General features: G+C 69.2%; 18 protein-coding genes and 1 pseudogene. 9 read left to right on the top strand and 10 right to left on the bottom strand.

Annotation, left to right across the window (positions count from 1 at the left end; all coding sequences use genetic code 11):
* The 3 genes from BLV31_RS09930 to BLV31_RS09920 form a co-directional block, all read right to left on the bottom strand.
* Positions 1 to 831 (bottom strand): tyrosine-protein phosphatase, encoded by an 831-nt coding sequence (locus BLV31_RS09930; protein ID WP_064060881.1) that lies wholly within the window; start codon positions 829 to 831, stop codon positions 1 to 3.
* 48 nt (positions 832 to 879) lie between these two features.
* Complete coding sequence (gene lat, locus BLV31_RS09925) at positions 880 to 2,214, bottom strand: L-lysine 6-transaminase (protein ID WP_064060882.1); 1,335 nt, start codon at positions 2,212 to 2,214, stop codon at positions 880 to 882.
* A 67-nt stretch (positions 2,215 to 2,281) separates the two neighbouring features.
* Positions 2,282 to 2,746 carry an Lrp/AsnC family transcriptional regulator gene (locus BLV31_RS09920; protein ID WP_064060920.1) on the bottom strand — a complete coding sequence of 155 codons (465 nt, stop codon included), beginning with the start codon at positions 2,744 to 2,746 and terminating at the stop codon, positions 2,282 to 2,284.
* Between the two features lie 36 nt (positions 2,747 to 2,782).
* Here BLV31_RS09920 and amaB point away from each other — a divergent pair, with 36 nt between their 5' ends.
* Entirely contained in the window at positions 2,783 to 4,303 is a 1,521-nt protein-coding gene (amaB, locus tag BLV31_RS09915; RefSeq protein ID WP_006550163.1) for an L-piperidine-6-carboxylate dehydrogenase, read from the top strand.
* Between the two features lie 24 nt (positions 4,304 to 4,327).
* Here amaB and BLV31_RS09910 read toward each other — a convergent pair whose 3' ends face one another.
* Positions 4,328 to 4,585 carry a DUF7218 family protein gene (locus tag BLV31_RS09910; protein WP_006550162.1) on the bottom strand — a complete coding sequence of 86 codons (258 nt, stop codon included), beginning with the start codon at positions 4,583 to 4,585 and terminating at the stop codon, positions 4,328 to 4,330.
* Positions 4,586 to 4,685: 100 nt separating this feature from the next.
* Here BLV31_RS09910 and BLV31_RS09905 point away from each other — a divergent pair, with 100 nt between their 5' ends.
* From BLV31_RS09905 to BLV31_RS09890, 4 genes are all read left to right on the top strand, one after another.
* A complete protein-coding gene (locus tag BLV31_RS09905; protein ID WP_064060883.1) occupies positions 4,686 to 6,056 on the top strand; it encodes an FAD-binding oxidoreductase in 1,371 nt (456 codons plus the stop codon).
* A gap of 37 nt (positions 6,057 to 6,093) precedes the next feature.
* Complete coding sequence (locus tag BLV31_RS09900; protein WP_019288531.1) at positions 6,094 to 6,654, top strand: HMG-box domain-containing protein; 561 nt, start codon at positions 6,094 to 6,096, stop codon at positions 6,652 to 6,654.
* A 74-nt stretch (positions 6,655 to 6,728) separates the two neighbouring features.
* Positions 6,729 to 11,291 (top strand): ATP-dependent helicase, encoded by a 4,563-nt coding sequence (locus tag BLV31_RS09895; protein WP_064060884.1) that lies wholly within the window; start codon positions 6,729 to 6,731, stop codon positions 11,289 to 11,291.
* A 1-nt stretch (position 11,292) separates the two neighbouring features.
* Complete coding sequence (locus tag BLV31_RS09890) at positions 11,293 to 12,093, top strand: DNA-formamidopyrimidine glycosylase family protein (protein ID WP_019288533.1); 801 nt, start codon at positions 11,293 to 11,295, stop codon at positions 12,091 to 12,093.
* On the opposite strand, the gene BLV31_RS09885 is transcribed toward BLV31_RS09890, so the two are convergent.
* Positions 12,063 to 12,731 (bottom strand): TetR/AcrR family transcriptional regulator, encoded by a 669-nt coding sequence (locus tag BLV31_RS09885; protein ID WP_052040027.1) that lies wholly within the window; start codon positions 12,729 to 12,731, stop codon positions 12,063 to 12,065. The genes BLV31_RS09890 and BLV31_RS09885 overlap by 31 nt on opposite strands.
* 159 nt (positions 12,732 to 12,890) lie before the next feature.
* Between BLV31_RS09885 and BLV31_RS09880 the strand changes: the two are divergent.
* A pseudogene (locus BLV31_RS09880) lies at positions 12,891 to 13,614 on the top strand (oxygenase MpaB family protein); the annotation flags it as partial.
* Positions 13,615 to 13,724: 110 nt separating this feature from the next.
* Complete coding sequence (locus tag BLV31_RS09875; RefSeq protein WP_006550155.1) at positions 13,725 to 14,246, top strand: hypothetical protein; 522 nt, start codon at positions 13,725 to 13,727, stop codon at positions 14,244 to 14,246.
* Between the two features lie 51 nt (positions 14,247 to 14,297).
* Here the strand turns inward: BLV31_RS09875 and glpD are convergent, their stop codons facing one another.
* Entirely contained in the window at positions 14,298 to 16,028 is a 1,731-nt protein-coding gene (glpD, locus tag BLV31_RS09870) for a glycerol-3-phosphate dehydrogenase (protein WP_019288535.1), read from the bottom strand.
* A 116-nt stretch (positions 16,029 to 16,144) separates the two neighbouring features.
* Between glpD and glpK the strand changes: the two genes are divergently transcribed.
* Complete coding sequence (gene glpK / locus BLV31_RS09865) at positions 16,145 to 17,659, top strand: glycerol kinase GlpK (protein ID WP_033097074.1); 1,515 nt, start codon at positions 16,145 to 16,147, stop codon at positions 17,657 to 17,659.
* 39 nt (positions 17,660 to 17,698) lie between these two features.
* On the opposite strand, the gene BLV31_RS09860 is transcribed toward glpK, so the two are convergent.
* Positions 17,699 to 19,096, bottom strand: a complete 1,398-nt coding sequence (locus tag BLV31_RS09860; RefSeq protein ID WP_019288536.1) for an NAD(P)H-quinone dehydrogenase — start codon at positions 19,094 to 19,096, stop codon at positions 17,699 to 17,701.
* 211 nt (positions 19,097 to 19,307) lie between these two features.
* Here BLV31_RS09860 and BLV31_RS09855 point away from each other — a divergent pair, with 211 nt between their 5' ends.
* Positions 19,308 to 19,778 (top strand): gamma-glutamylcyclotransferase family protein, encoded by a 471-nt coding sequence (locus BLV31_RS09855; RefSeq protein ID WP_006550151.1) that lies wholly within the window; start codon positions 19,308 to 19,310, stop codon positions 19,776 to 19,778.
* 12 nt (positions 19,779 to 19,790) lie between these two features.
* Here the strand turns inward: BLV31_RS09855 and BLV31_RS09850 are convergent, their stop codons facing one another.
* From BLV31_RS09850 to BLV31_RS09840, 3 genes are all read right to left on the bottom strand, one after another.
* Entirely contained in the window at positions 19,791 to 20,837 is a 1,047-nt protein-coding gene (locus BLV31_RS09850) for an ABC transporter ATP-binding protein (protein WP_064060885.1), read from the bottom strand.
* A complete protein-coding gene (locus BLV31_RS09845) occupies positions 20,834 to 22,288 on the bottom strand; it encodes an ABC transporter permease (protein WP_174556238.1) in 1,455 nt (484 codons plus the stop codon). The genes BLV31_RS09850 and BLV31_RS09845 overlap by 4 nt, the downstream gene beginning before the upstream one ends.
* 107 nt (positions 22,289 to 22,395) lie before the next feature.
* Positions 22,396 to 23,439 (bottom strand): iron ABC transporter substrate-binding protein, encoded by a 1,044-nt coding sequence (locus BLV31_RS09840; RefSeq protein WP_064060887.1) that lies wholly within the window; start codon positions 23,437 to 23,439, stop codon positions 22,396 to 22,398.
* Between the last annotated feature and the right edge of the window lie 19 nt (positions 23,440 to 23,458).

Here is a 23,458-nt window from a genome sequence, read left to right as displayed (position 1 = left end):
TCAGGCGGTCACGTCCGGATCGACGAGCCGGGTCCGCAGTGCCTGCAGGGTGTCGTCGTCGAGACCGAGTCCGGCGGCGAAGTACTGCTCGATGGTTCCGTAGCGCGACAGCGCCTCCTCGATCGCCACCTCGAGGTACTCGCGACGCACACCGAGCAGGGGTGTGATCAGTTCCGGATCGCCGCCGAGCGATGCGAACCGGGCGAAGAAGTCGTCGAAATGCGGGAGCAGTTCGTCGTTCGTGCGCAGGTAGTCGGCGAAGACGGCTTCCTGGTCGGCGCCGGCGAACAGGAGCAGCGACGCCGCCGCCCACCCGGTGCGGTCCTTGCCGGCACTGCAGTGCACGAGCCCCGGAACGTCGCCGTGCGCGACGGTGTCGGCCAGGGTCCGGTACGACGCCACTGCGCTCGGAAGAGTGACGAAATCGCGGTAGCTCTGACGTAGGTAGTCGGTGGCGCGACCGTCCCCGAGTATCTGCGACACCAACTCCGGATTCGACACGAGTTGCGGCAGCGCCGCCGCGATCGATCCGCCTTCACGATCAGCGAGGACGTCGAGGCCGAGGTGCCGGGCGCCGTCGGGGACGCGATCGGGACGGGCCTGCTGCTCCTCGAGCGTGCGCAGGTCGAAGACCGTCGCAATACTCAGGGCATCGAGGGTCTCGAGGTCGGTGTCGGTCAGGCGGCTGAGGTCGGTGGAACGGAAGACCACCCCGGTGCGGACCACGCCGCTGAACGAACTCGGGCAACCGCCGATGTCCCTCAGGTTGGCGAGCGACGGAATCGCGAAGGACTCGCCGCCGGTCACGGTCTCGTCCAGTGCATCGGCCATATCCGACAAGCTACCGCCGTGCGGCCCCGAACAGGGGGACCCGCCCCGTCATTCGTACTGCGAGGTCACCCTGTCGAGCGCGTCGAGGGCCTCGTCGAGCTCGTGGGTGGTGACGATCAGCGGCGGCCGGAAGCGGATGCCGCGCGTGCCCGTCCCGATCACGAGGACGTGCTCGTCGCGGTACAGCCGTCGCAGCACCTCGTCGCGGATCTCCGGAGTCGGGAGGTCGACGGCGCACATCAGTCCGCGTCCGCGCGGCTCGGTGACGACCGGTCGTCGCGCGGCGAGCTGCTGCAACCCCGACAGCAGGTGCGCCCCACTCAACCGTGCACGGTCGATCAGCCGGTCGTGCTCGACGACCTCGAGGATGCGGCGGGCCCGCACCATGTCGGTGAGGTTGCCGCCCCACGTCGAGTTGATCCGCGAACTCACGGCGAACACGTTGTCGGGCACCTCGTCGATGCGTTCGCCGGCCATGATCCCGCACACCTGCGTCTTCTTGCCGAAGGCGACGATGTCGGGGGTGACGCCGAGCTGCTGGTAGGCCCACGCGGTGCCGGTCGTGCCGGCGCCGGTCTGCACCTCGTCGAAGATCAGCAGAGCGTCGTTCTCGCGGCACAACTGCGCGATCGCCCGGAAGAACTCGGGACGGAAGTGGTGGTCGCCGCCTTCGCCCTGGATCGGTTCGGCGATGAAGCACGCGATGTCGTGGGCGCGTTCGGCGAAGGCTCGGCGGGCCTGCTCGAGGGCCTTCTCCTCGGCCACGGCGACGTCGCGTCCGTCTGCGAGATAGGGCGCGTCGATCCGCGGCCAGTCGAACTTGGGGAACCGGTCGGTCTTGACCGGATCGGTGTTGGTCAGCGACAGCGTGTATCCGGTGCGGCCGTGGAAGGCCTCGGTCAGGTGCAGTACCGATCCGCCCAGGTGGGCGGGCAGACCGCGGGATTCGTTGAGACGGCTCTTCCAGTCGAACGCGACCTTGAGCGCGTTCTCCACGGCGAGCCCGCCGCCGTCGACGAAGAACAGGTGCGGGAGCGCCGGGTCGCCGAGGACGCGCACGAAGGTCTCGACGAAGCGTGCCATGGGCACGGTGTAGATGTCGGAGTTGCTGGGCTTGTTCGCCGCGACGGCGGCGAGTTCGTGCGCTGCCTCCGGATCGGTCAGTGCAGGATGATTCATTCCGAGCGTGGACGACGCGAAGAACCCGAACATGTCGAGCCACGTGGTTCCGTCCCGGGCGTCGACGAGGCGTACTCCGCGGGAACGGTCGAGATCGAGGACGAGGTCGAAACCGTCGGCGAGCATGTGCCGGCCGAGGATGCTGTGTACCCGGTCGGGGGCGAGATTCTCGGCACCGTCCGGGTTTCGGAATGCAGTGCTCATGACCCCACCGTACGCGAAACTCAACGGGACAAACCCGGTATCGCAGCAACATTTACGGCGCAGAGGCCTATCGTTCGTAAAATGTTTGCAGAACGACGGTGCTGCGGGTGGCGACATTGGCGGTCGCCCGGATCTCCTGCAGCAACCGCTCGAGAGCGCGAGGAGACTCGACACGCACGAGGAGGATGTAGCTTTCGTCGCCTGCCACCGAATGACACGATTCGATCGCGGAGATGTGCCGGAGGCGGGCCGGCGCGTCGTCGGGTTGCGACGGATCGAGAGGGGTGATCGCCACGAACGCCGACAGCATCAGCCCGAGCGCTTCGGGATCGACGCGCGCACTGTATCCGCGGATCACGCTGCGCGCTTCGAGCCGGCGCACCCGCGACTGCACGGCCGAGACGGACAGCCCTGCCTTCTCGGCGAGCGCCGCGAGTGTCGCGCGACCGTCGGCGACCAGTTCGCGCAGCAACATCCGATCGATGTCGTCCAGCGACTCCTTCGACGAGTCGTTTCTCGAGGATTCGGGCACCAGCGCAGGGTATCCGAGCAGCAAAGGAGCTCACCGATGAATGCGACCACCGATCTCGCCGACCGCGCGGCGACCGCGCTGAGGCAGTGCGGCGCCGACGCCGTGCCCGACAGCGCCCTGCCCGCCGGCGTGACACTCGCGGTGACCAGCCCGATCGACGGCAGCGTGCTCGGGCACGTACCCGTCCACTCGGCCACCGAGGTCGATGCGACGATCACCGCGGCGGCACGGGCCTTCGAGCAGTGGCGCCACGTCCCCGCCCCGGTGCGCGGCCGCGTGGTGCGACGGCTCGGCGAACTGCTCGTCGAGCACAAGCGGCATCTCGCCGAGCTCGTCACCCTGGAGGCGGGGAAGATCCCGTCGGAGGCCGCGGGCGAGGTGCAGGAGATGATCGACGTCTGTGAGTTCGCCGTCGGTCTGTCGCGACAGCTCTACGGGCGGACGATGCCGTCCGAGCGGCCCGGGCACCGGCTCATGGAGATCTGGCATCCGCTCGGCGTGGTGGGCGTGATCTCCGCGTTCAACTTTCCCGTGGCGGTGTGGTCGTGGAACACCGCGATCGCGCTGGTGTGCGGCGACCCGGTGGTGTGGAAACCGTCGGAGACCACCCCGCTCACCGCCCTCGCCTGCGACGCGCTGCTGCGCCGCGCCGCCGCCGACGTCGGCGCCCCCGGCGGTCTCCATCACCTGCTCCTCGGCGACCACAGGGTGGGTGAGGCGCTCGTCGACGATCCCCGTATCGCCCTGGTGAGTGCGACCGGCTCCACCCGGATGGGGCGGATCGTCGGGCCGCGGGTCGCGGCGAGGTTCGGTCGCTGCCTGCTCGAACTCGGCGGCAACAACGCGGCGATCGTCGCTCCGTCCGCCGATCAGGACCTCGCCGTCCGGGGCGTCGTGTTCGCCGCAGCCGGCACGGCGGGCCAGCGCTGCACCAGCCTGCGCCGGCTGATCGTGCACCGATCGATCGCCGACGAGTTCGTCGAGCGCATCGCGAAGGCGTACTCGCGTCTGCGGGTGGGGAATCCGCTGGACGAGGGTGTCCTCGTGGGTCCGCTCATCTCCGAACGGTCCTACGAGGCGATGACCGCGGCGCTCGACCGCGCGCAGACCGACGGGGGCACGCTCGTCGTCGGCGGCGAACGGGTGGAGGTCACCGGTGGTGGCGTGTACGTCTCCCCCGCACTGGTCCGGATGCCGGCGCAGACCGAGGTGGTGCGCGAGGAGACCTTCGCCCCGATCCTGTACGTCCTCGACTACGACGACCTCGACGAGGCGATCGCCTTGCACAACGGTGTACCACAGGGCCTGTCGTCGGCGATATTCACGCTCGACCAGCGCGAGGCCGAATTGTTCCTCGCCCGATCCGACTGCGGCATCGCGAATGTCAATATCGGCACCTCGGGGGCCGAGATCGGCGGCGCCTTCGGCGGGGAGAAGCACACCGGCGGCGGGCGCGAATCCGGATCGGATGCGTGGAAGGCGTACATGCGGCGGGCGACTAACACCGTCAACTACTCGACGGAGCTGCCGCTCGCCCAGGGTGTCGAATTCGGCTGATCCCGAACTCAGGGGTCCGGGCGGCTAGTGGTTGCGCAGTGCGTCGATCAGTTCGTCCTTCTTCATGTCGGAGTAACCGGTCATGCCCAGTTCCTTCGCACGCTTCTTCAGGTCGTCGACCGTCCAGTCGTCGTAGGAGCCGGACTTGCCACCCTTCTTCCCGACCTGCGACTTACCCTCGTTCGCAGCCGCGTTGGAGATCCGGGCCGCCTTCTCCTTGGAGGCACCGTCCTCGCGCAGGTCCTCGTACATCTTCTCGTTCTTGATCGACGGATTCGGCATCGTCTTCTCCTTTCCGTGTCCTGCGGAAGGGGTACCCGACGACACTTCACCCAATCAGAGGATCTATGGCCTGTGACACATCCTGTGGTAGACCTGGGGCGTGTATCCGGGGAACCTGCTCGACGAACTCCGCGGGCAGCTGCCCGCCGGCGCACTGATCATCGATCCCGACATCCTCGCCGGCTACCGGCAGGATCGGGCGCAGGACCCGGACGCCGCGGTTCCCCTCGCGCTCGTACGGGCCACATCCACCGCGGACGTGCAGGCGACACTGCGGTGGGCGGACGCCCACCGGGTGCCGGTAGTGCCCCGCGGTGCCGGCACGAGTCTGTCCGGCGGGTCCGGCGGGCTCGCCGACGGGATCGTGCTCAGCACCGAGAAGATGCGGGCGATCACCGTCGACACCGCGACCCGCACCGCCGTCGTCCAGCCCGGTCTGCTCAACGTCGAGGTGAAGCAGGCCGCGGCCGAACACGGACTCTGGTATCCACCCGATCCGTCGTCGTTCGAGATCTGCACGATCGGCGGCAACGCGGCCACCAATGCCGGTGGGCTGTGCTGCGTGAAGTACGGGGTGACGACCGACTACGTGCTCGGACTCGAGGTGGTCCTCGCCGACGGTACCGCGGTGCGGCTCGGCGGTCCGCGGGTCAAGGACGTCGCGGGCCTGTCGCTGACGAAGCTGTTCGTCGGCAGCGAGGGCACTCTCGGGGTCATCACCGAGGTGACCTTGCGCCTCGTCCCACCGCCGCCACCGGCGTCCACGATGGTCGCGACCTTCGCCACCGTGCAGGCCGCCGCCGACGCGGTCGTCGCGATCACCGCGGTCCTGCGACCGGCGATGCTCGAATTCATGGACAGGGCGTCGATCGGGGCGGTGGAGGACATGCTGCGCATGGGACTCGACCGCACCGCCGAGGCCATGCTCATCGCACGCTCCGACGCACCCGGCAACGCGGCCGCGGAGGAGATCGAGATCATGGTGCGGGCCTGCCGCGAGGCCGGCGCCGACGACGTCTTCGCGACCGACGACCCCGAGGAGGGTGAGGCGTTCACCGTCGCCCGCCGCATGGCGATCCCGGCCGTCGAGCGCACCGGCAGCCTGTTGCTCGAGGACGTCGGGGTGCCGATCCCCGCACTGCCGGAACTGGTGAGCAGAATCGCCGATCTCGCAACCCGACACGACGTCACCGTCGCCGTGATCGCCCACGCCGGGGACGGCAACACCCACCCGCTGATCGTCTACGACCCCGCCGACGAGGACATGACGGCGCGGGCGCAGACGGTCTTCGGGAAGATCATGGATCTCGCGATCGAACTCGGCGGCACCATCACCGGTGAACACGGTGTCGGCCGGCTCAAGAAGGCCTGGCTACCCGATCAGGTGGGACCGGACGTGATGGCGTTGACCGAGCGGATCAAAGCCGCGCTCGACCCGAACGCGATCCTGAATCCCGGCGTGGTGATCTGATGACCCACACCACATCGGCTGCGGTCATAATCGTCGCGTGAACACCCGTGTGCCCCCGTCAACGACCGCCCTGCCGCTGCGCGAGACCAAGTACCGCGAGCTCGAACAGTATCCCGAGTTCGGCTCCGTCACGGCCTGGCTCCGCGACGTCGTGTCGTCGATCGTGCCCAACGCCCGCATGAGCGAATGCGAGTACTGGTCCGTCGTGTGTCTTCCCGCCGGCGAGCCGGACGACCTGCGGAAGCCGCTGGTGTCGGTGCACGCCGGCAACATGGCGGTCGCAGGGATGTTCCTCGACCTCTCCGACGGGCAGCGGAGCCTCGCCGGCTACGTCCGTGTGTCGGGGGCCGAGCTGGAGAAGGCGTCGGGTTCGACCCGCGAGCAGCTCGCGGCGGACTCCCCCGGCCTCTCCTTCATCGACGAGGGCTCCGTGGTGTCCGTGGTGTGGAGCGACGAACCCGCCGCGCGGGAGCAGTTCGAGGCGCTGCCGTGGCGGGCCCCGGCGCGGGCGCTCGTGACGGAACTGATGCGCGGCGGCCGCAACTCCTGGGCCGACGATCACTGCCGGCAGATCGCCCGGTTCGCGTACGACGACTGAGCGGGTTCACGTGCGGCGACTGACTGGGTTCACGTGCGGCGACTGAGTGTGTCGGTCGGCGGGTAGACGATGGGATGGTGACCGACATCCTCGATCGTTTCTCCGCGCCGACCCGGGCGTGGTTCGCCGGGGCGTTCGAGTCCCCGACCCCGGCCCAGCTCGGCGCGTGGGATTCGATCTCCTCGGGAGCCCACACGCTCGTCGTCGCCCCCACCGGCTCGGGCAAGACCCTGTCGGCGTTCCTGTGGTCGCTCGACCGGCTCTCGTCCACCCCGGCCGACGAGCACGCCGCGCGCGAGCACCGCACCCGCGTGCTGTACGTCTCGCCGCTCAAGGCCCTCGCCGTCGACGTCGAGCGCAACCTGCGGTCTCCGCTCGTCGGCATCACCCAGACCGCGAAACGGCTCGGTCTGACGCCACCCGACATCACCGTCGGTGTGCGTTCCGGCGACACCTCCCAGGCCGATCGTCGCGCCATGGCGCGCACGCCACCGGACATCCTCATCACGACGCCCGAGTCGCTCTTCCTCATGCTCACCTCGTCCGCGCGGGAGAACCTCGTCGGTGTCGAGACGGTGATCGTCGACGAGGTCCACGCGGTGGCGGGGACGAAACGCGGGGCGCATCTCGCGCTGTCGCTCGAGCGTCTCGACCAGCTCCTGCGCGCGCCGGCCCAACGCATCGGGTTGTCGGCCACCGTGCGACCGCGCGAGGAGGTCGGCCGGTTCCTCGCCGGTTCCGCCCCCATCCGGATCGTCGCGCCGCCCTCGGCGAAGACGTGGGATCTCGCGGTGCGCGTACCGGTCGAGGACATGACCGAACTCGGGGTTTCCGAGCCCGACGAGGAATCGTTCTCACCCACACCGCAGGCCGGGTCGATCTGGCCGCACGTCGAGGAGCAGATCGTCGATCTCATCACCGAGCACCGGTCGACGATCGTGTTCGCCAATTCCCGGCGACTGTCCGAACGTCTCACCGCCCGGCTCAACGAGATCCAGGCCGAACGCCTCGGCGAGCAGGTGGACCGCGAGGGCGCACCGCCTTCGCAGCTCGGATCGCCCACCGAGACCACCGCCGGCGCTGCACCCGTGCTCGCTCGCGCCCACCACGGGTCGGTGAGCAAGGACCAGCGCGCTCTGATCGAGGACGATCTCAAGTCGGGCCGGTTGCGGTGCGTGGTGGCGACGTCGAGTCTCGAACTCGGCATCGACATGGGTGCGGTCGATCTCGTGATCCAGGTCGAGGCTCCGCCCTCGGTGGCCAGCGGTCTGCAGCGCGTCGGTCGCGCCGGGCACCAGGTGGGCGAGACCTCACGCGGCGTGCTGTTCCCCAAGCACCGCACCGATCTCGTGCACTGCGCGGTGACCGTCGAGCGGATGGTCGAGGGACACATCGAGGCGCTGCAGGTCCCGGCGAATCCACTGGACGTGCTCGCCCAGCAGACGGTCGCGGCCACGGCCCTCGAACCCGTCGACGTCGACGACTGGTTCGACACGGTGCGGCGCAGCGGATCGTTCGCGACGCTCTCCCGCGGCGTCTACGAATCCGTCCTCGACCTGCTCGCCGGCCGCTATCCGTCCGACGAGTTCGCCGAGCTCCGTCCCCGGGTGGTATGGGACCGCACGGCCGGCACCCTCATCGGCAGGCCCGGCGCCCAACGGCTCGCCGTCACCTCCGGCGGCACGATCCCCGACCGCGGCCTGTTCACCGTGTACATGGTCGGCGAGAAGAACACGCGGGTGGGCGAACTCGACGAGGAGATGGTCTACGAGTCGCGAGTGGGTGACGTCTTCGCGCTCGGTGCCACCAGCTGGCGGATCGAGGAGATCACCTTCGACCGGGTGCTGGTCTCCCCCGCCTACGGCCGGCCCGGCCGGTTGCCCTTCTGGCACGGCGACAGTCAGGGTCGACCCGCCGAACTCGGTGCCGCGCTCGGCGCATTCCTGCGCGAGATGGGCCACGCCTCGCCGGAGGACGCCGAGACCCGCTGCCGCAAAGGTGGTCTCGACGACTACGCCACCGGAAATCTCATCCGTCTGCTCGACGAGCAGCGCACCGCCACCGGTCACCTACCCACCGACCGAACACTCGTCGTCGAACGGTTCCGCGACGAACTCGGCGACTGGCGGCTGGTGCTGCACTCGCCGTTCGGGTTGCGAGTGCACGCACCGTGGGCGCTCGCGGTGGGCGCGCGGCTGCTCGAACGCTACGGCATCGAATCGCACCCCACCCCGTCCGACGACGGCATCATCGTCCGACTGCCCGACACCGACGACGCCCCGCCCGGCTCGGAGATCTTCGTCTTCGACACCGAGGAGATCGACGACATCGTCACCGAACAGGTCGGCGGCTCCGCGTTGTTCGCGTCCCGCTTCCGGGAGTGCGCGGCGCGGGCCCTGCTCCTGCCCCGCCGCAACCCGGGCAAGCGCGCCCCGCTGTGGCAGCAGCGCCAACGATCGGCGCAACTGCTCGACGTCGCTCGCCGCTTTCCCGACTTCCCGATCCTGCTCGAGACGGTGCGCGAGTGCCTGCAGGACGTCTACGACCTGCCTGCTCTGCGCGACCTGCTCGGCAGCATCGCCCAGCGCAAGATCCGGCTGGTGGAGGTCGAGACCCCCACGGCCTCACCGTTCGCGACGTCGCTGCTGTTCTCCTATGTGGGTGAGTTCCTGTACGAGGGCGACAGCCCGCTCGCCGAACGTCGGGCCGCGGCACTGTCGCTCGACTCGACGCTGCTCGCCGAACTTCTCGGCCGGGTCGAGCTGCGCGAACTGCTCGACGCCGACGTCATCACCGAGGCCGAGCACGAACTGCAACGCCTGACCCCGCAGCGACGCGCACGCGACGCCGAGGGCGTCGCCGATCTGCTGCGTCTGCTCGGTCCGCTCACCGAGGCCGAGCTGCGCGAGCGCACCACCGACGACCCGACGTCCTGGATCGAGGATCTCGAAGCGCAACGCCGCGCGTTGCGTGTCTCGTACGCGGGTGAGCACCGATGGGCGGCGGTCGAGGACGCCTCACGGCTGCGCGACGCGCTGGGCGTGCCCCTGCCGATCGGGGTCCCGACGGTGTTCGTCGAACCGGTCCCCGACCCGCTCGGCGATCTGATCGCCCGGCACGCCCGCACCCACGGCCCGTTCACCACCGCGCAGTCCGCCGCCCGGTTCGGACTGGGCACGGCGGTCGTCGAATCCGTCCTCGGCCGGCTCGCGTCCGAGAAGCGCGTCACGGCAGGCGAATTCCGCCCGGGTGCGAGCGGATCGGAATGGTGCGACACGGAGGTGCTCCGAAGGCTGCGGCGCCGGTCGCTCGCCGCCGCCCGGCAGGACGTCGAACCCGTCAGCACCACGACCCTCGGACGATTCCTGCCCGACTGGCACCACCTCGGCACCGGCCCGGGCACGAGTGCGCTCTACGGCATCGACGGTGTCCTCACCGTCGTCGAACAACTCGCCGGGGTACCGGTGCCCGCGAGCGCCCTCGAACCGCTGATCCTCGCTCCCCGCGTGCGCGACTACACCCCGACGATGCTCGACGAACTCACCACGACCGGTGAGGTCCTGTGGTCGGGTGCCGGGTCCATCTCCGGGAAGGACGGCTGGGTGGCACTGCATCCGGCCGATCTGGCCCCGGCGAGCCTCGCTCCGGTCGACGACATCGAGCTGGGGCCGGTGCACCGGGCGATCCTCGAGTCGCTCTCGGGCGGCGGCGCGTACTTCTTCCGGCAACTCGTCGACGCCGTCACCGTCCTCCACACCACGGCGAGCGACACGACGGTCGCCGACGCCCTGTGGGAGCTGGTGTGGAGCGGGCATATCGCGGGCGACACCCTCGCCCCGCTGCGCGCCCTGATCGGCGACACCTCCCGTGCCAAGCCCGCCCACCGCACCCCGCGCCGGGCGCCGCGCGCCCGGATGTACCGGGCCCGGCCCACGCTGCCGAGCCGCACCGGGCCACCGACCGTGAGCGGGCGCTGGTCGATGCTGCCCGAACGCGAGACCGACGCGACGGTCCGCGCACACACCACCGCCGAACTGCTGCTCGAGCGGTACGGCGTGGTCACCCGCGGTGTCGTCGTCGGCGAGGGTGCGCCCGGCGGATTCGCGACGATGTACAAGGTGCTCAGCCGGTTCGAGGAGACGGGCCGGTGCCGCCGCGGTTACTTCGTCGATTCGCTGGGCGGAGCGCAGTTCTCGACACCGTCGGTCGTCGACCGTCTCCGGTCGTTCTCGGATTCGATCGAGGGCCGGCACTCGGAGACCGCGGCCGTCACCCTCGCGGCGTGCGATCCGGCCAACCCGTACGGTGCGGCACTGCCGTGGCCGAAGTCGTCGGCCGACGACGACGCGCCGCGGCACCGGCCGGGCCGCAAGGCCGGTGGACTCGTGGTGCTCGTCGACGGGGCGCTCGTGCTGTTCGTCGAACGCGGCGGACGCACGCTGCTCACCTTCGACGACGATCCGGGCCGGTTGCGCAGCGCATGCGCGTCGCTCGCTGCGAGCGTCAAACGCGGTGGTGTCGACAAGATCGTCGTCGAGAAGGTCGACGGTGAGACGATCCATGGGCACGAGTTCGCCGGATATCTTGCCGAAGCGGGATTCTCGGCGACCCCGCGCGGCTACCGGCTGAGGTTCTGACGTGCCCGAGGGAGACACCGTGTTCCGCGCCGCGCACCGCCTCCGAACGGCACTGGAGGGAAAGGTGCTCACAGAGACGGACTTCCGCGTTCCGCGTTTCGCCACGGCCGATTTCACCGGGTGCACGGTCGACGAAGTAGTCTCGCGGGGCAAGCACCTACTCGTCCGCGTCGCCGACGTCTCGATCCATTCGCACCTGAAGATGGAAGGCGAATGGCACGTCTATCCGCGCGGAACACGGTGGCGCAAGCCCGGATACAAGGCGCGCATCGTGCTCGGCACCGAGGACGTGCAGGCGGTGGGTTTCGAACTGGGCATCGTCGAGGTGCTCGCCCGTGACCGGGAGGACGACGCCGTGGGCCATCTCGGGCCGGATCTGCTCGGTCCCGATTGGGATCCCGAGCGTGCGGCGGCGAATCTCGTGCGCGACCCGGACCGTCCGATCGGGGTGGCCCTGCTCGATCAGCGCATCATGGCCGGCGTCGGGAACGTGTACCGCTCCGAATTGTGCTTCCTGCGGGGCGTCGATCCGTGGACCCCGGTCGCGCAGGCCGGGGATCCCGCTGCGTGGGTCGACCTCACGCATCGGTTGCTGGTCGCGAACCGCGACCGGACGACCCGTATCACCACCGGCGACCGTCGTCCGGGCCGCAATCTGTGGGTCTACGGGCGTCGCGGGAAGCCGTGCAGACGCTGCCATACCCCGATCCGGTTCGGCGAGATCGGCACCGCGACCGATCCCGAGCGGGTGGTCTACCGGTGCCCGCGATGTCAGCCGCGCCCGGAAGGATCCCCGCCCTGATCGCCCTGCAGACACGCCGCCCTGCCGGCGTCCTCGACGAGCGCGACGCAGTGCCGGACGAGGGTGTCTCGCGACACGGCGAGGTCGCCTTCGAGGTACCTCATGAACAGGCTGGTGAGGGCGCCGACGGCACCCACGGCCACCATGTGGCGCTGTCCCTCGTCGCCGCCCGGGGGTAGTTGGTCGCGGACCAGCGCGACGAAGGCCGGGGCGAGTTCGATACCGCGCCGACTGATTGTGGGTTCGCGCAGCGGGGCGAGGAGGAGCACGCGTCCCTTCGCGGGGTCGTCGACCATGAGCTCGACGAACGCCCGCACCGCGGCCTCGGCCCGGCCGAGGGTGGGGGCGGACAGTACCGCCTCGGTCAGCGCGTCGCGGGCGCGGTCGGCGACGTGGTCGTAGACCTCGCGGACGAAGGTGTCGCGGTCGGTGAAGCTCTCGTAGAAGTACCGTTCGGTGAGTTCGGCGGCCCGGCACACGGCCCTGACGTTCGCTGCCGCGCCGTCGGGCGGTCCGAGCAGGTCGACGCCCACCGCGAGGAGGCGTTCCCTGCGCAGCCGACGGCGTTCGTCGATGCCGACGCCCGCCCAGCTGCGGCGCGTGGTGTCCACCTTGTCGCTTCCCGTCGTTGACTGCATGCCCGACGGACCCCTGACAACATGCGTAGTCAGGGGTCCGTCGGGCCGGACACCGCCGAGTCGTCGCACCACGCGGCACCGCGCCCTGCGCGGCCGGAACCACCGGAACCCCTGGGCCCCGATTCGTTGACCTGGCGATACTTCGGCGGCCGGCGCGGCATGCTCTTCGGGCCGTGGACGGGGTCGATGCAGAACATGCATCCCGGACTCGGCGCCGGGGTCGAGGAGCACTCGAAGTTCTTCGACGAACGGTGGGAACGGCTCTACCGATCGCTGTACCCGATCTACGGCGTCGTCTTCGACGGTCCCCGCGCCCCGGAGACCGCAGCGAAGGTGCGCGGCTACCACAACACCATCAAGGGGATCGACAAGAAGGGCCGCAGGTACCACACACTCGACCCCGACACCTTCTACTGGGCGCACGCGACCTTCTTCTACAGCCTCGTCGTCTCCATCGAGTGGTTCGACGGCCCGCTCACCCTCGAACAGAAGCACCGCCTGTTCGACGAGCACGTGCAGTGGTACCGGCTGTACGGCATGCCGATGCACTCGGTCCCCGCATCCTGGGAGGACTTCCTCGAGTACTGGGACCGCGGTGCCGCACCGTGCTCGAGGACAACAAGGCCACCCGAGACGTGCTCGACCTGTCGAATCTCGACCGTCCGCCCTTCCTGCGGTGGTTCCCCGAAGAGGTGTGGAAGTTGATCCGCCGCTGGTGACGGCCGGTTTCCTGTGGCTCACCGTCGGGTTGTACGACCCGCCGGTGCGCGAGCTGCTCGGCTACCGATGGAGCCGACCGGAGGCGGCACCGCACGCTCTCGTCGGTCGCGCCATCGGACTCGGCACGAAACTCGTTCCGTGGCGATACCGCTACCACCCGCGGATGCACTACAGCCCGAAGGTGACGGATCGCCACCGTCCCACTTCTGTTTCACCCTGACGCACCCTTCCGGTAGCGGCGTCGACGAGGGCGTTCTGTGTCACGCTAGCGAGGTGTCCACGCCCTCGTACCTGTCGTCCGGACGGCGCCGCCCTCTGTCCCCGGAGTCGGCGGCCTCCCGCATCAGCGCCTACGTCTACGGCAACATCCTGGTGCTGGCCGCGCTCGTCCCCATCACGACCTCGCCCGAGTACATCGGGATCGCGATCGTGATCGGCACCGCACTCTCGACGTTCATCGCCCATGTCTTCGCGGAGTCGGTCGCTCAGTCCGTTCGTTCGGGTGCTCAACTCACGCGCAGCGAACGCATCGAGGAACTCCGCGACTCCGTTCCCATCCTGTCGTCGGCGGTATTGCCCTGTCTCGTGCTCGCCACGGCCTGGGTCGGCTGGCTCGAGCCCCGGACGGCCCACATCCTCGCCGAGGTCGCCGTGCTGATCCGTATCGGCTCGACCGTATTCGTCGTGCGCCGGTTACAGAATCGCAGCCCGACCCACCGGACCGTGGCGGCCGCGGTGGGGGTGGCTCTGATCGCGACGGTCGTGGTCGTCGTGAAGGTCGTGCTCACACACTGACCGCCGAGAAGGCGGTGTCACGCACCGACACCCGTCACGAACCACCCGCGGCTACGTGATGGGCACCGGTTCGAGGATCTCCGGCCGGGCCTCAGGGGCCGCTGCCCGGAGCGCGTCCGCGGATTCGTCGTCGGGTCGGTTCTGCGACTCGATCTCCGCCTCGACGCGCGCCCGGTAGGTCGCGACCTCCCGGTCGATCGTCGCGTCGTCCCAGCCGAGGACCGGAGCGACCAGCCGGGCCGTCTGCTCCGCACAGTGCAGCCCGCGGTGCGGGTATTCGATCGAGATCCGGGTCCGGCGCGCCAGGAGGTCCTCGAGATGTAGGGCTCCTTCGGCCGCAGCGCCGTAGACCATCTCGACCTGCAGGTACTGGGGGGCATCGGTCAGCGGTTCGAGCAACTCGGGCCGGCCCTTCGCGAGGCTCAGCACGTCCTCGACGAGGGAGCCGTAGCGGTCGAGCAGATGCTTGACGCGGTAGGGATGCAGACCGTACTGCTCGGCGAGATGCATGGTCTGGTTGACCAGCGCGAAGTACCCGTCGGCCCCGACGAGGGGCACCTTCTCGGTGATCGACGACGCGATCCGGGCCGGGATGTCCTCGGCCGCGAGATCGACGGCGTCCTCGGCCATGACGCGGTAGGTCGTGTACTTGCCACCGGCGATCGCCACGAGCCCCGGCGCCACCCGCGCGACGGCGTGTTCACGCGAGAGCTTGGACGTCTCGTCGCTCTCCCCCGCCAGCAGCGGGCGCAGACCAGCGTAGACACCGTCGATGTCGTCGTGGGTGAGCGGGACGACGAGTACGCGGTTGACGTGGTCGAGGATGTAGTCGATGTCGGCCTTCGTCGCTGCCGGGTGCGCCAGGTCGAGATTCCAGTCGGTGTCGGTGGTGCCGATGATCCAGTGGTTGCCCCACGGGATGACGAACAGCACCGACTTCTCGGTACGCAGGATGATCGCCGAATCGCTGACGATCCGGTCGCGGGGCACGACGATGTGCACGCCCTTCGACGCGCGGACCCGGAATCGGCCGCGCTGCCGGGACAACGACTGGATCTCGTCGGTCCACACACCGGTCGCGTTGATCACCGCGTGCGCCCGCACCTCGGTGACCGAACCGTCCTCGCTGTCGCGCACCCGCACACCCGACACGCGGTCGGCCTCGCGCAGGAAACCGACGACCTGCGTCGACGTACGCACCACCGCACCGTAGTGCGCGGCCGTCCGCGCGACGGTCATGGTGTGCCGGGCGTCGTCGACGACCGTGTCGTAGTAGCGGATTCCGCCGACGAGCGAATTGCGCTTGAGACCGGGAACCATCCGCAGGGCGCCCGAGCGGGTCAGGTGCTTCTGCGCCGGAACGGACTTCGCGCCGCCGAGACGGTCGTAGAGGAAGATACCCGCCGCGACGTAGGGCCGCTCCCACACCCGATGGGTGAGCGGGAAGAGGAACTTCAACGGCCTGACCAGGTGCGGGGCTAGGGTCGTCAATGCGAGTTCGCGCTCGCGCAAGGCTTCTCGCACCAGACCGAATTCGAGCTGTTCGAGATAGCGCAGGCCGCCGTGGAACATCTTCGACGACCGGCTCGACGTGCCGGACGCGAAGTCGCGGGCCTCGACGAGAGCGACTCGCAGGCCCCGGGTTGCGGCGTCGAGCGCTGCTCCCGCCCCGACGACACCACCGCCGATGACGACGACGTCGAACTGTTCGGTGGCGAGACGACGCCAGGCGTCGGCGCGCTGTTGCGGTCCGAGGAGTTGCACACCCGATTGGTTGGTCACCGCACCTGCTCCCGTGAGTCGTCGACGTATCCCGATCAAGGGTAGTAGCTTCGGACCCGCAGCGCGCAGCGGAAGCGTTGCCGAACCGAGCCGTCCCCTTCACCCGAGGATCACCTGTGAACCAGTTCATCGCGGCGATCGACCAGGGCACCACGTCCAGCCGGTGCATCATCTTCGACCACGACGGGCGCATCGTCTCGCTCGCGCAGAAGGAACACCGCCAGTTCTTCCCGCGGTCGGGATGGGTCGAACACGACCCGGAAGAGCTGTGGCTCAACACCCGTGAGGTGGGAGCCGCGGCGCTTGCCAAAGCGGATCTGCGACGCAACGACGTCGCGGCGATCGGCCTGACGAACCAGCGCGAGACCACGGTGGTGTGGGACCGCACCACCGGAAAACCGGTGTACAACGCGATCGTCTGGCAGGACACCCGCACCGACAGGCTCGTCGAGGAGCTTGCCGGTGACGCCGGGCCCGACCGCTACCGCGAGATCACCGGACTACCGCTGTCGACCTATTTCGCCGGACCGAAGGTGCGGTGGATCCTCGACAACGTCGACGGTGCCCGAGAGCGCGCCGAGGCCGGCGACCTCGCGTTCGGCACCATCGACAGCTGGATCCTGTGGAATCTCACCGGTGGTGTCGGCGAGGAGGGTCAGCCACCCGGACTGCACATCACCGATGTGACCAACGCGTCCCGGACGCTGCTGATGAATCTCGGGACACAGCAGTGGGATCCGGCGATCTGTGCCGAACTCGGCATCCCGGAGTCGATGCTGCCGGAGATCCGCAGTTCGTCGGAGGTGTACGGGCACGCCCGCGAGCGCGGACCGCTCGCCGGGGTCCCGGTCGCCGGCATCCTCGGCGACCAGCAGGCCGCGACCTTCGGCCAGGGCTGCCTGTCCCCCGGCGAGGCGAAGAACACCTACGGCACCGGCAACTTCCTGCTGCTCAACACCGGCACGACCCCGGTCCGCAGCGAGCACGGCTTGATCACCACCGTCTGTTATCGCATAGGTGACGCCCCCGCGGTCTACGCCCTCGAAGGTTCGGTGGCCGTGACCGGTTCGCTCGTGCAGTGGCTGCGCGACAATCTCGGGTTGATCCGGTCCGCCGACGAGATCGAAGCGCTCGCCACGAGCGTCCCCGACAACGGCGGGGCGTATTTCGTGCCGGCCTTCTCGGGATTGTTCGCGCCGCGCTGGCGACCCGACGCCCGCGGCGTCATCGCCGGCCTGACGCGCTTCGTCGAGAAGGGCCACCTCGCGCGGGCGGCGCTCGAGGCGACGGCCTACCAGACGCGGGAGGTCATCGAGGCGATGAACGCCGACTCCGGGGTCGACCTGCGCACCCTCAAGGTCGACGGCGGCATGGTCGCCAACGATCTGCTCATGCAATTCCAGTCCGACATCCTCGGTGTGCCGGTGGTACGACCCACCGTTTCCGAGACCACCGCACTCGGCGCCGCCTACGCGGCCGGTCTCGCCGTCGGCTTCTGGGAGGACGAGGAGGACATCCGCCGCAACTGGACCGCGGACCGCACGTGGGAGCCGGCGATGCCGGTCGACGAACGCGAGCGCCTGTTCGGCGAATGGAACAAGGCGGTCGAACGCACCTACGACTGGGCCTGAGCAGGGCGGGATCGCCGCGAATCCCGCCCCGTCCGGTGCCTAGTCCAGATCGTCGTGGCGCATCAGCTGGCGGGCGGCCTCGGTGACCGATCCGCTCAGCGACGGGTAGACCGAGAAGGTCTGCGCGAGGTCGTTGACCGACAGGTTGTTCTGCACCGCCAACGCTATGGGAAGGATGAGCTCGGACGCGGTCGGGGCGACGACCACACCGCCGATGACCACACCGGTCGCGGGGCGGCAGAAGATCTTCACGAAACCGCGCCGCAGGCCGGACATCTTGGCGCGCGGGTTGGTGTTGAGCGGGAGCATGACTGTGCGGGCGGGCACCTCGCCCTTGTCGATCGTCGCCTGACTGACACCGACGGCGGCGATCTCGGGACGCGTGAACACTGCGGCCGCAACGGTTTTCAGCTTGATGGGGCTCACGCCTTCGCCGAGCGCGTGGTAGATCGCGATGCGGCCCTGCATGGCCGCGACCGACGCGAGCGGCAGCAGTCCGGTGCAGTCGCCCGCGGCGTAGATGCCGGGGACGGCGGTACGGGAGACGCGGTCGACGGGAAGGTAACCGCCCCGGTCGAGTTCGAGCCCGACCCTGTCGAGACCGAGATCCCGGGTGTTGGGCACCGAGCCGACGGTCATCAGCACATGGCTGCCCTCGACGATGCGGCCGTCGGCAAGGAGCACGCGGACGCCGTCCTCGGTGCGTTCGACCCGGTCGGCGCGGGCGTGCTTGACGAGGGTCACACCGCGCTCGGTGAGGACGTCCTCGAGCACGAGAGCCGCGTCCTCGTCCTCGTGCGGCAGGATCCGGTCGCGGCTCGACACGACGGTGACCTGCACGCCGACCTCGGTGTAGGCGGAGACGAACTCGGCGCCGGTGACACCCGAACCGACGACGACGAGGTGCTCGGGAAGCTTCTCGAGGTCGTAGAGCTGACGCCAGGTGAGGATCCGCTCACCGTCCGGCTCCGCGCCCGGCAGGACACGCGGGCTCGCGCCGGTGGCGATCAGCACGACGTCGGCGTCGAGCACCTTTTCCTCGCCGGTCAGCAGCTTGGCGCGCACCTGATGGGCGGCCATGCCGGGCTGCGCGTCGACGAGTTCGCCGTAACCGGAGAACAGCTTCACCCCGGCGGCCTCGAGCTTGGTGCGGATGTCGGAGGACTGCGCGCGGGCGAGGCTCTTCACACGGCCGTGCACCTGCGGCAACGACACCTCGGCACGGTCGAGTTCGATGCCCAGGTCGGCGGCGCGGCGCATGTCGGTGCGCACGCCGGTCGAGGCGATGAAGGTCTTGGAGGGGACGCAGTCGAAGAGCACGCAGGCGCCACCGATCCCGTCCGAATCGATCAGTGACACCGTCGCGCCGTACTGGGATGCCACCAGCGCCGCCTCGTATCCTGCGGGGCCGCCGCCGATGATGACGATCCGGGTCATTGTTCTCCTCTGTATCGATTCCGAAGGGTGCCGGGTCGGGCTGCACGTGAGCGCCTGGTGGGCACACACGTGGTCTCAACGCTATGCCAATGCCCCCACCTCGCGCACAGGGACCGGTGGACCCGGCACGCAACGGCCCCCCGATACTCCTCGTCCGTCCCTGCGCCGCCCCTCCGACGACTCCGGTGGACGACGGGTTAGCCTTATCCTCGTGCCGATCTACGCCGCCTACGGGTCCAACATGCATCCGGAGCAGATGCTGACGCGCTGCCCGCATTCGCCGATGGCGGGAACCGGGTGGTTGCACGGTTGGCGACTGACCTTCGCCGGCGCCGACATCGGCTGGGAGGGCGCCCTCGCGACGGTCGTCGAGGATTCGGACGCGAAGGTGTTCGTCGTGCTCTACGACGTGCCGGAGGACGACGAACGCAGCCTCGACCGCTGGGAGGGAGCCGAACTCGGTTTCCACCGCAAGATCCGCGTGCGCGTCGACACGGCCGACGGTCCGGTCCTCGCGTGGCTGTACGTCGTCGACGGATACGAGGGCGGCCTGCCGTCGGCACGCTATCTGGGCGTGATGGCCGACGCGGCCGAGATCGCCGGGGCCCCCGCCGAATACGTTCGGGATCTGCGTACCCGCAACAGTCGCAATGTGGGTCCGGGGCGTCCCGACGGCTTCTAGACGCCGGCCTTCCTACCCTCCGGGATAGAAGGGCACCGGTCGCCGGACGCTCACCGTCACCGGGTCGCCCGCCTGCAGACCGTGCAGGGTGGTGCACAGGGCACGGACGGCGATTCCCATCCCCTCGACCCGCACTTCGCTGTGTGCGCCGCCGAATGCCGTGTCGCGCACAGTGAACGATCCGGCAGCAGGGCACTTCGTCGGCGCTGCCCCGACTTCGATCTGTTCCGGTCGCAGCAGGACGCGACCCACGCCGTGTCCGGGTGAGACGAGCTGAACCTTCCCGAGCGGGGTCTGCGCGCAGTCGCCGAACGCCTCGGCCTCGAGTACGATCGCCTCCCCCACGAACTCGCCCACCGCGACGGATGCCGGCCTCCCGTAGACCTCCTCGGGCGAGCCCACCTGGGCGATCCGGCCGTCGAGCATCACCGCCAGCCTGTCGGCCATGGCCAAGGCCTCCGTCTGGTCGTGGGTCACGAGCACCGCCGCGACCGACTGTTCGCGCAGCAGCGTACGGACATCCGCGCGCAGACTCGCGCGCAGACCGGCGTCGAGCGCGCTGAACGGCTCGTCGAGCAGGACCACGGACGGTCGCGGTGCCAGTGCACGAGCCAGAGCGATCCGCTGCTGTTGCCCGCCGGAGAGCGCGCTCGGCTTACGGTGCCCGACTCGCGGAAGACCGACGAGATCCAGTAGTTCCTCGACCCGGCGTCGATGTTCCTCCCGCGCACCTCCGCGCCACGGCCGGTTCGCTCGCCCCAGACCGTAGCCGATGTTGCGCGCCACGTTCAGATGCGGGAACAACGCGCCTTCCTGCGGCACGAGGCCCACCCCGCGACGTTCGGGTGGCACGTCGGTCACGGTCACGTCGTCTACGGAGACCCGTCCCGACGCTGCGGGATGCAGCCCAGCCGCCACTCGCAACAGCGTGGTCTTGCCGCCACCCGACGGTCCGAGGACGGCGAGCAGATCGCCGCGCGGCACGTCGAGGGTCACATCGGTGACGACTTCGGCGGCGCCGTATCGCGCGGATACATTCTCGATGGTCAGACCGGTCACTCTTCGCCTCCACTTTCCGCGCCGACCCGGCCGCGCAACAGACGTCCCAGCACGAGCGACGGCAGTGCCGCGATGAGGACGAGGATTACCGCATAGGGTGCTGCCGAGCCGTACGCGAGGGTTTCGGTATGTCGCCACATCCCAGTCGCGAGCGTGTCGTGCCCGATGGGGACGAGCAGCAGCGTCGCAGGCAGTTCCTTGGCGATGGTCAGGAATGCCAATGCCGCACCGGCGACCACGCCGGGTGCGGCGATCGGGATCGTCACCCGCAGTCCGGTGAGCAATCGTCCGGAACCGAGAGTCGCGGACGCATCTTCGAGACCCCGGGGGATCGCGGCGATTGCCGCATGGATCGACCCCACCGCGAGAGGGAGGAACAGGACCGCGTAGGCGATCACCAGCATCGGGGTCTGCTGGTACCACTGCGGGAGCAGTCGGATGCCGAAGAACACGAGCGCCAGACCGACGGTGATGCCGGGCAGCGCGAAGCCGATGTAGGCGGCGCTCTCGGTGAAGCGGGACAATCGGGAGTGCGACCGTGCGGCGTAGATGCCCACCGGAAGTGCGAGCACCGTGGTCAGCAACGCACCGAGCGCGGACACCCACAGAGTGTAGGTGGTGGCGGTCCAGATACCGGACCAGTCGACCGCGATCTGCTGTGACCTCCACAACCAGCGGGCCAGGCCCGCGACCGGAACTCCCACGCTCACGACGAGCAGAGCGACGAGGAAGCCGATCGCCGGCCATCGCCGTGAGCCGAGCATCACGGGTTCGGCCGTGCGCGCGGTACCGGATCCGATCCGCGCGGTGGCGCCGCGGCGCGCGCTCCGTTCGGCGACCGTCAGCACCACGGCGATCGCGACCAGCACGAGGCCGAAGACAGCGGCGGGCGTGCGATCGAGAAGTCCCCGGTAACTTCCGTAGATCGCCAGGGTGAACGCTTCGTAGCGCATCAATGCGACGGCGCCGAAATCGCTGAGCGTGTAGAGCGCGACGAGCAGTCCGCCCGCCGCCGCGGTAGGCCACACCTGCCGCAGGGTGACGGTGAGGGTGGCGGCCAGCCGGGACCGGCCGAGAGTGCGGGCCACTTCCTCGAGCCCCGGATCCGCCGAGGCGAGTGCCGCCGCCACGGGCAGGTAGACGTAAGGAAAGGACGCGCAGGTCAGGACGAGGGCAGCACCAACGAAACCTTCGAGCGCGGGGAACTGGGCGATCCAGACGAAGCCCGACACGTACGAGGGGATCGCCAAGGGCAGACTCAGGGCCAACGCGAACCAGCGACGGCCGGGGAGATCCGTGCGGGTCGTCAACCATGCTGCGGCGAGCCCCAGGATCAGGCAGGCCACCGTGACCGTCACGGCGAGCGCGCCGCTGCGCCACACCAGTTCGAGAGTGCGTGGCCGGAACACGAGCGAGAAGACCCGCTCGGGGCCGTCCGCGAACGCGCGCATCAGCAGGTGCACGACAGGTGCGAGCGCGAACACGGCAACACCCAGCGCAGCCGTGGCCAAGATCGGCCGGCCGCGTCGGGTGCCGTCGCGCGGGGTAACGAGGGTGATCAGATGAATTCCAGTTCCTGCAGGAGCGCCTGTGTTTCGGCCAGGGACGCCAGTTCGGCCAGTTCGATGTCGGAGGTCCCGATCTCGGAGAGCGGGCGCAGGTCGGTCTGGGTTTCGGTCCCCTCGACGACCGGATACTCCGCGGTCTCGTCGGCGAAATAGGTCTGCGACTCGGGCGAGAGCAACGCTGCCACGAACTGCTCGGCCTGCTCGCGCTGGTCGGTAGTGGCGAGCACCGCGGCGCCGGCGATGTTCACCAGGGCACCGGGATCGCCCGCGTCGAAGAAGTGGAGCTGCACGGCAAGGTTGTCGGCGCCCTTCTCGTCCGCGAGCCCGTACCAGTAGTAGTGATTGGTGAGGCCGAGGGTCACCTGGCCGGTGTCGACGCCCTCCATGAGAGGTCCGTTGCCTTCGAAGGCGACCGGTTCGTTGGCCTTGAACGCCTCGAGCCATTCGCGGGCACCGTCCTCGCCCCGGGAGACACGGAGTCCGGTCACGAACGACTGGAACGACGCATTGGTCGGCGCGAAGCCCACCTGGCCCTTCCACTTCGGGTCGAGGAGCCCGTCGATCCCGCTCGGCAGGTCCTGCGGCTGCACCTTGTCGTCGTTGTAGACCAGGACGCGAGCCCGTGCAGAGGTGGCGACCCAGGTGCTGTCCTCCGCGCGGTAGTTCTCGGGCACCTGATTCGTCACACTCGCGGGCAGCTGCTCGAGCAGACCCGAACGGTCGAGCAGACCGAGCGCGCCGGCATCCTGGCTGAAGACCACATCGGCGGGCGATGCGGCACCTTCTTCGACGAGCTTGCCCGTGATCTCCGGCGTGCCGCCGTAGACGACGTCGATCGGGAAACCGAGAGTGCCTTCGAGTTGTTCGACGAGCGGGCCCACCAGGTTCTCGCTACGCCCGGAATAGAGCGTGAGCGCCTCCCCGTTCGAAGCGTCCGGGGTGGTGTCGCCCGAGCCGCTGTCGCTGCACGCGGCGAGAACGGCGACGAGCGTGGCTGCCGTCAGCCCTGCGCCGATCCGGTGTCGAAGGGACATTGATTCCTCCTGGTATGGG

Origin of the sequence: Rhodococcus pyridinivorans (assembly GCF_900105195.1) — a bacterium.
Lineage (GTDB): Bacteria > Actinomycetota > Actinomycetes > Mycobacteriales > Mycobacteriaceae > Rhodococcus > Rhodococcus pyridinivorans.
This window is presented reverse-complemented; position numbering and strand designations above follow the sequence as displayed.

Bases quoted from the DNA above. Each gene is read 5' to 3' on its own strand.
- BLV31_RS09845 (WP_174556238.1), bottom strand. From the start codon at position 22,288: ATGCGCGCGTTCGCGGACGGCCCCGAGCGGGTCTTCTCGCTCGTGTTC.
- BLV31_RS09910 (WP_006550162.1), bottom strand. From the start codon at position 4,585: ATGCCGAATCCGTCGATCAAGAACGAGAAGATGTACGAGGACCTGCGC.
- BLV31_RS09930 (WP_064060881.1), bottom strand. From the start codon at position 831: ATGGCCGATGCACTGGACGAGACCGTGACCGGCGGCGAGTCCTTCGCG.
- lat (WP_064060882.1), bottom strand. From the start codon at position 2,214: ATGAGCACTGCATTCCGAAACCCGGACGGTGCCGAGAATCTCGCCCCC.
- BLV31_RS09895 (WP_064060884.1), top strand. From the start codon at position 6,729: ATGGTGACCGACATCCTCGATCGTTTCTCCGCGCCGACCCGGGCGTGG.
- BLV31_RS09885 (WP_052040027.1), bottom strand. From the start codon at position 12,731: ATGCAGTCAACGACGGGAAGCGACAAGGTGGACACCACGCGCCGCAGC.
- amaB (WP_006550163.1), top strand. From the start codon at position 2,783: ATGAATGCGACCACCGATCTCGCCGACCGCGCGGCGACCGCGCTGAGG.
- BLV31_RS09840 (WP_064060887.1), bottom strand. From the start codon at position 23,439: ATGTCCCTTCGACACCGGATCGGCGCAGGGCTGACGGCAGCCACGCTC.
- BLV31_RS09860 (WP_019288536.1), bottom strand. From the start codon at position 19,096: ATGACCCGGATCGTCATCATCGGCGGCGGCCCCGCAGGATACGAGGCG.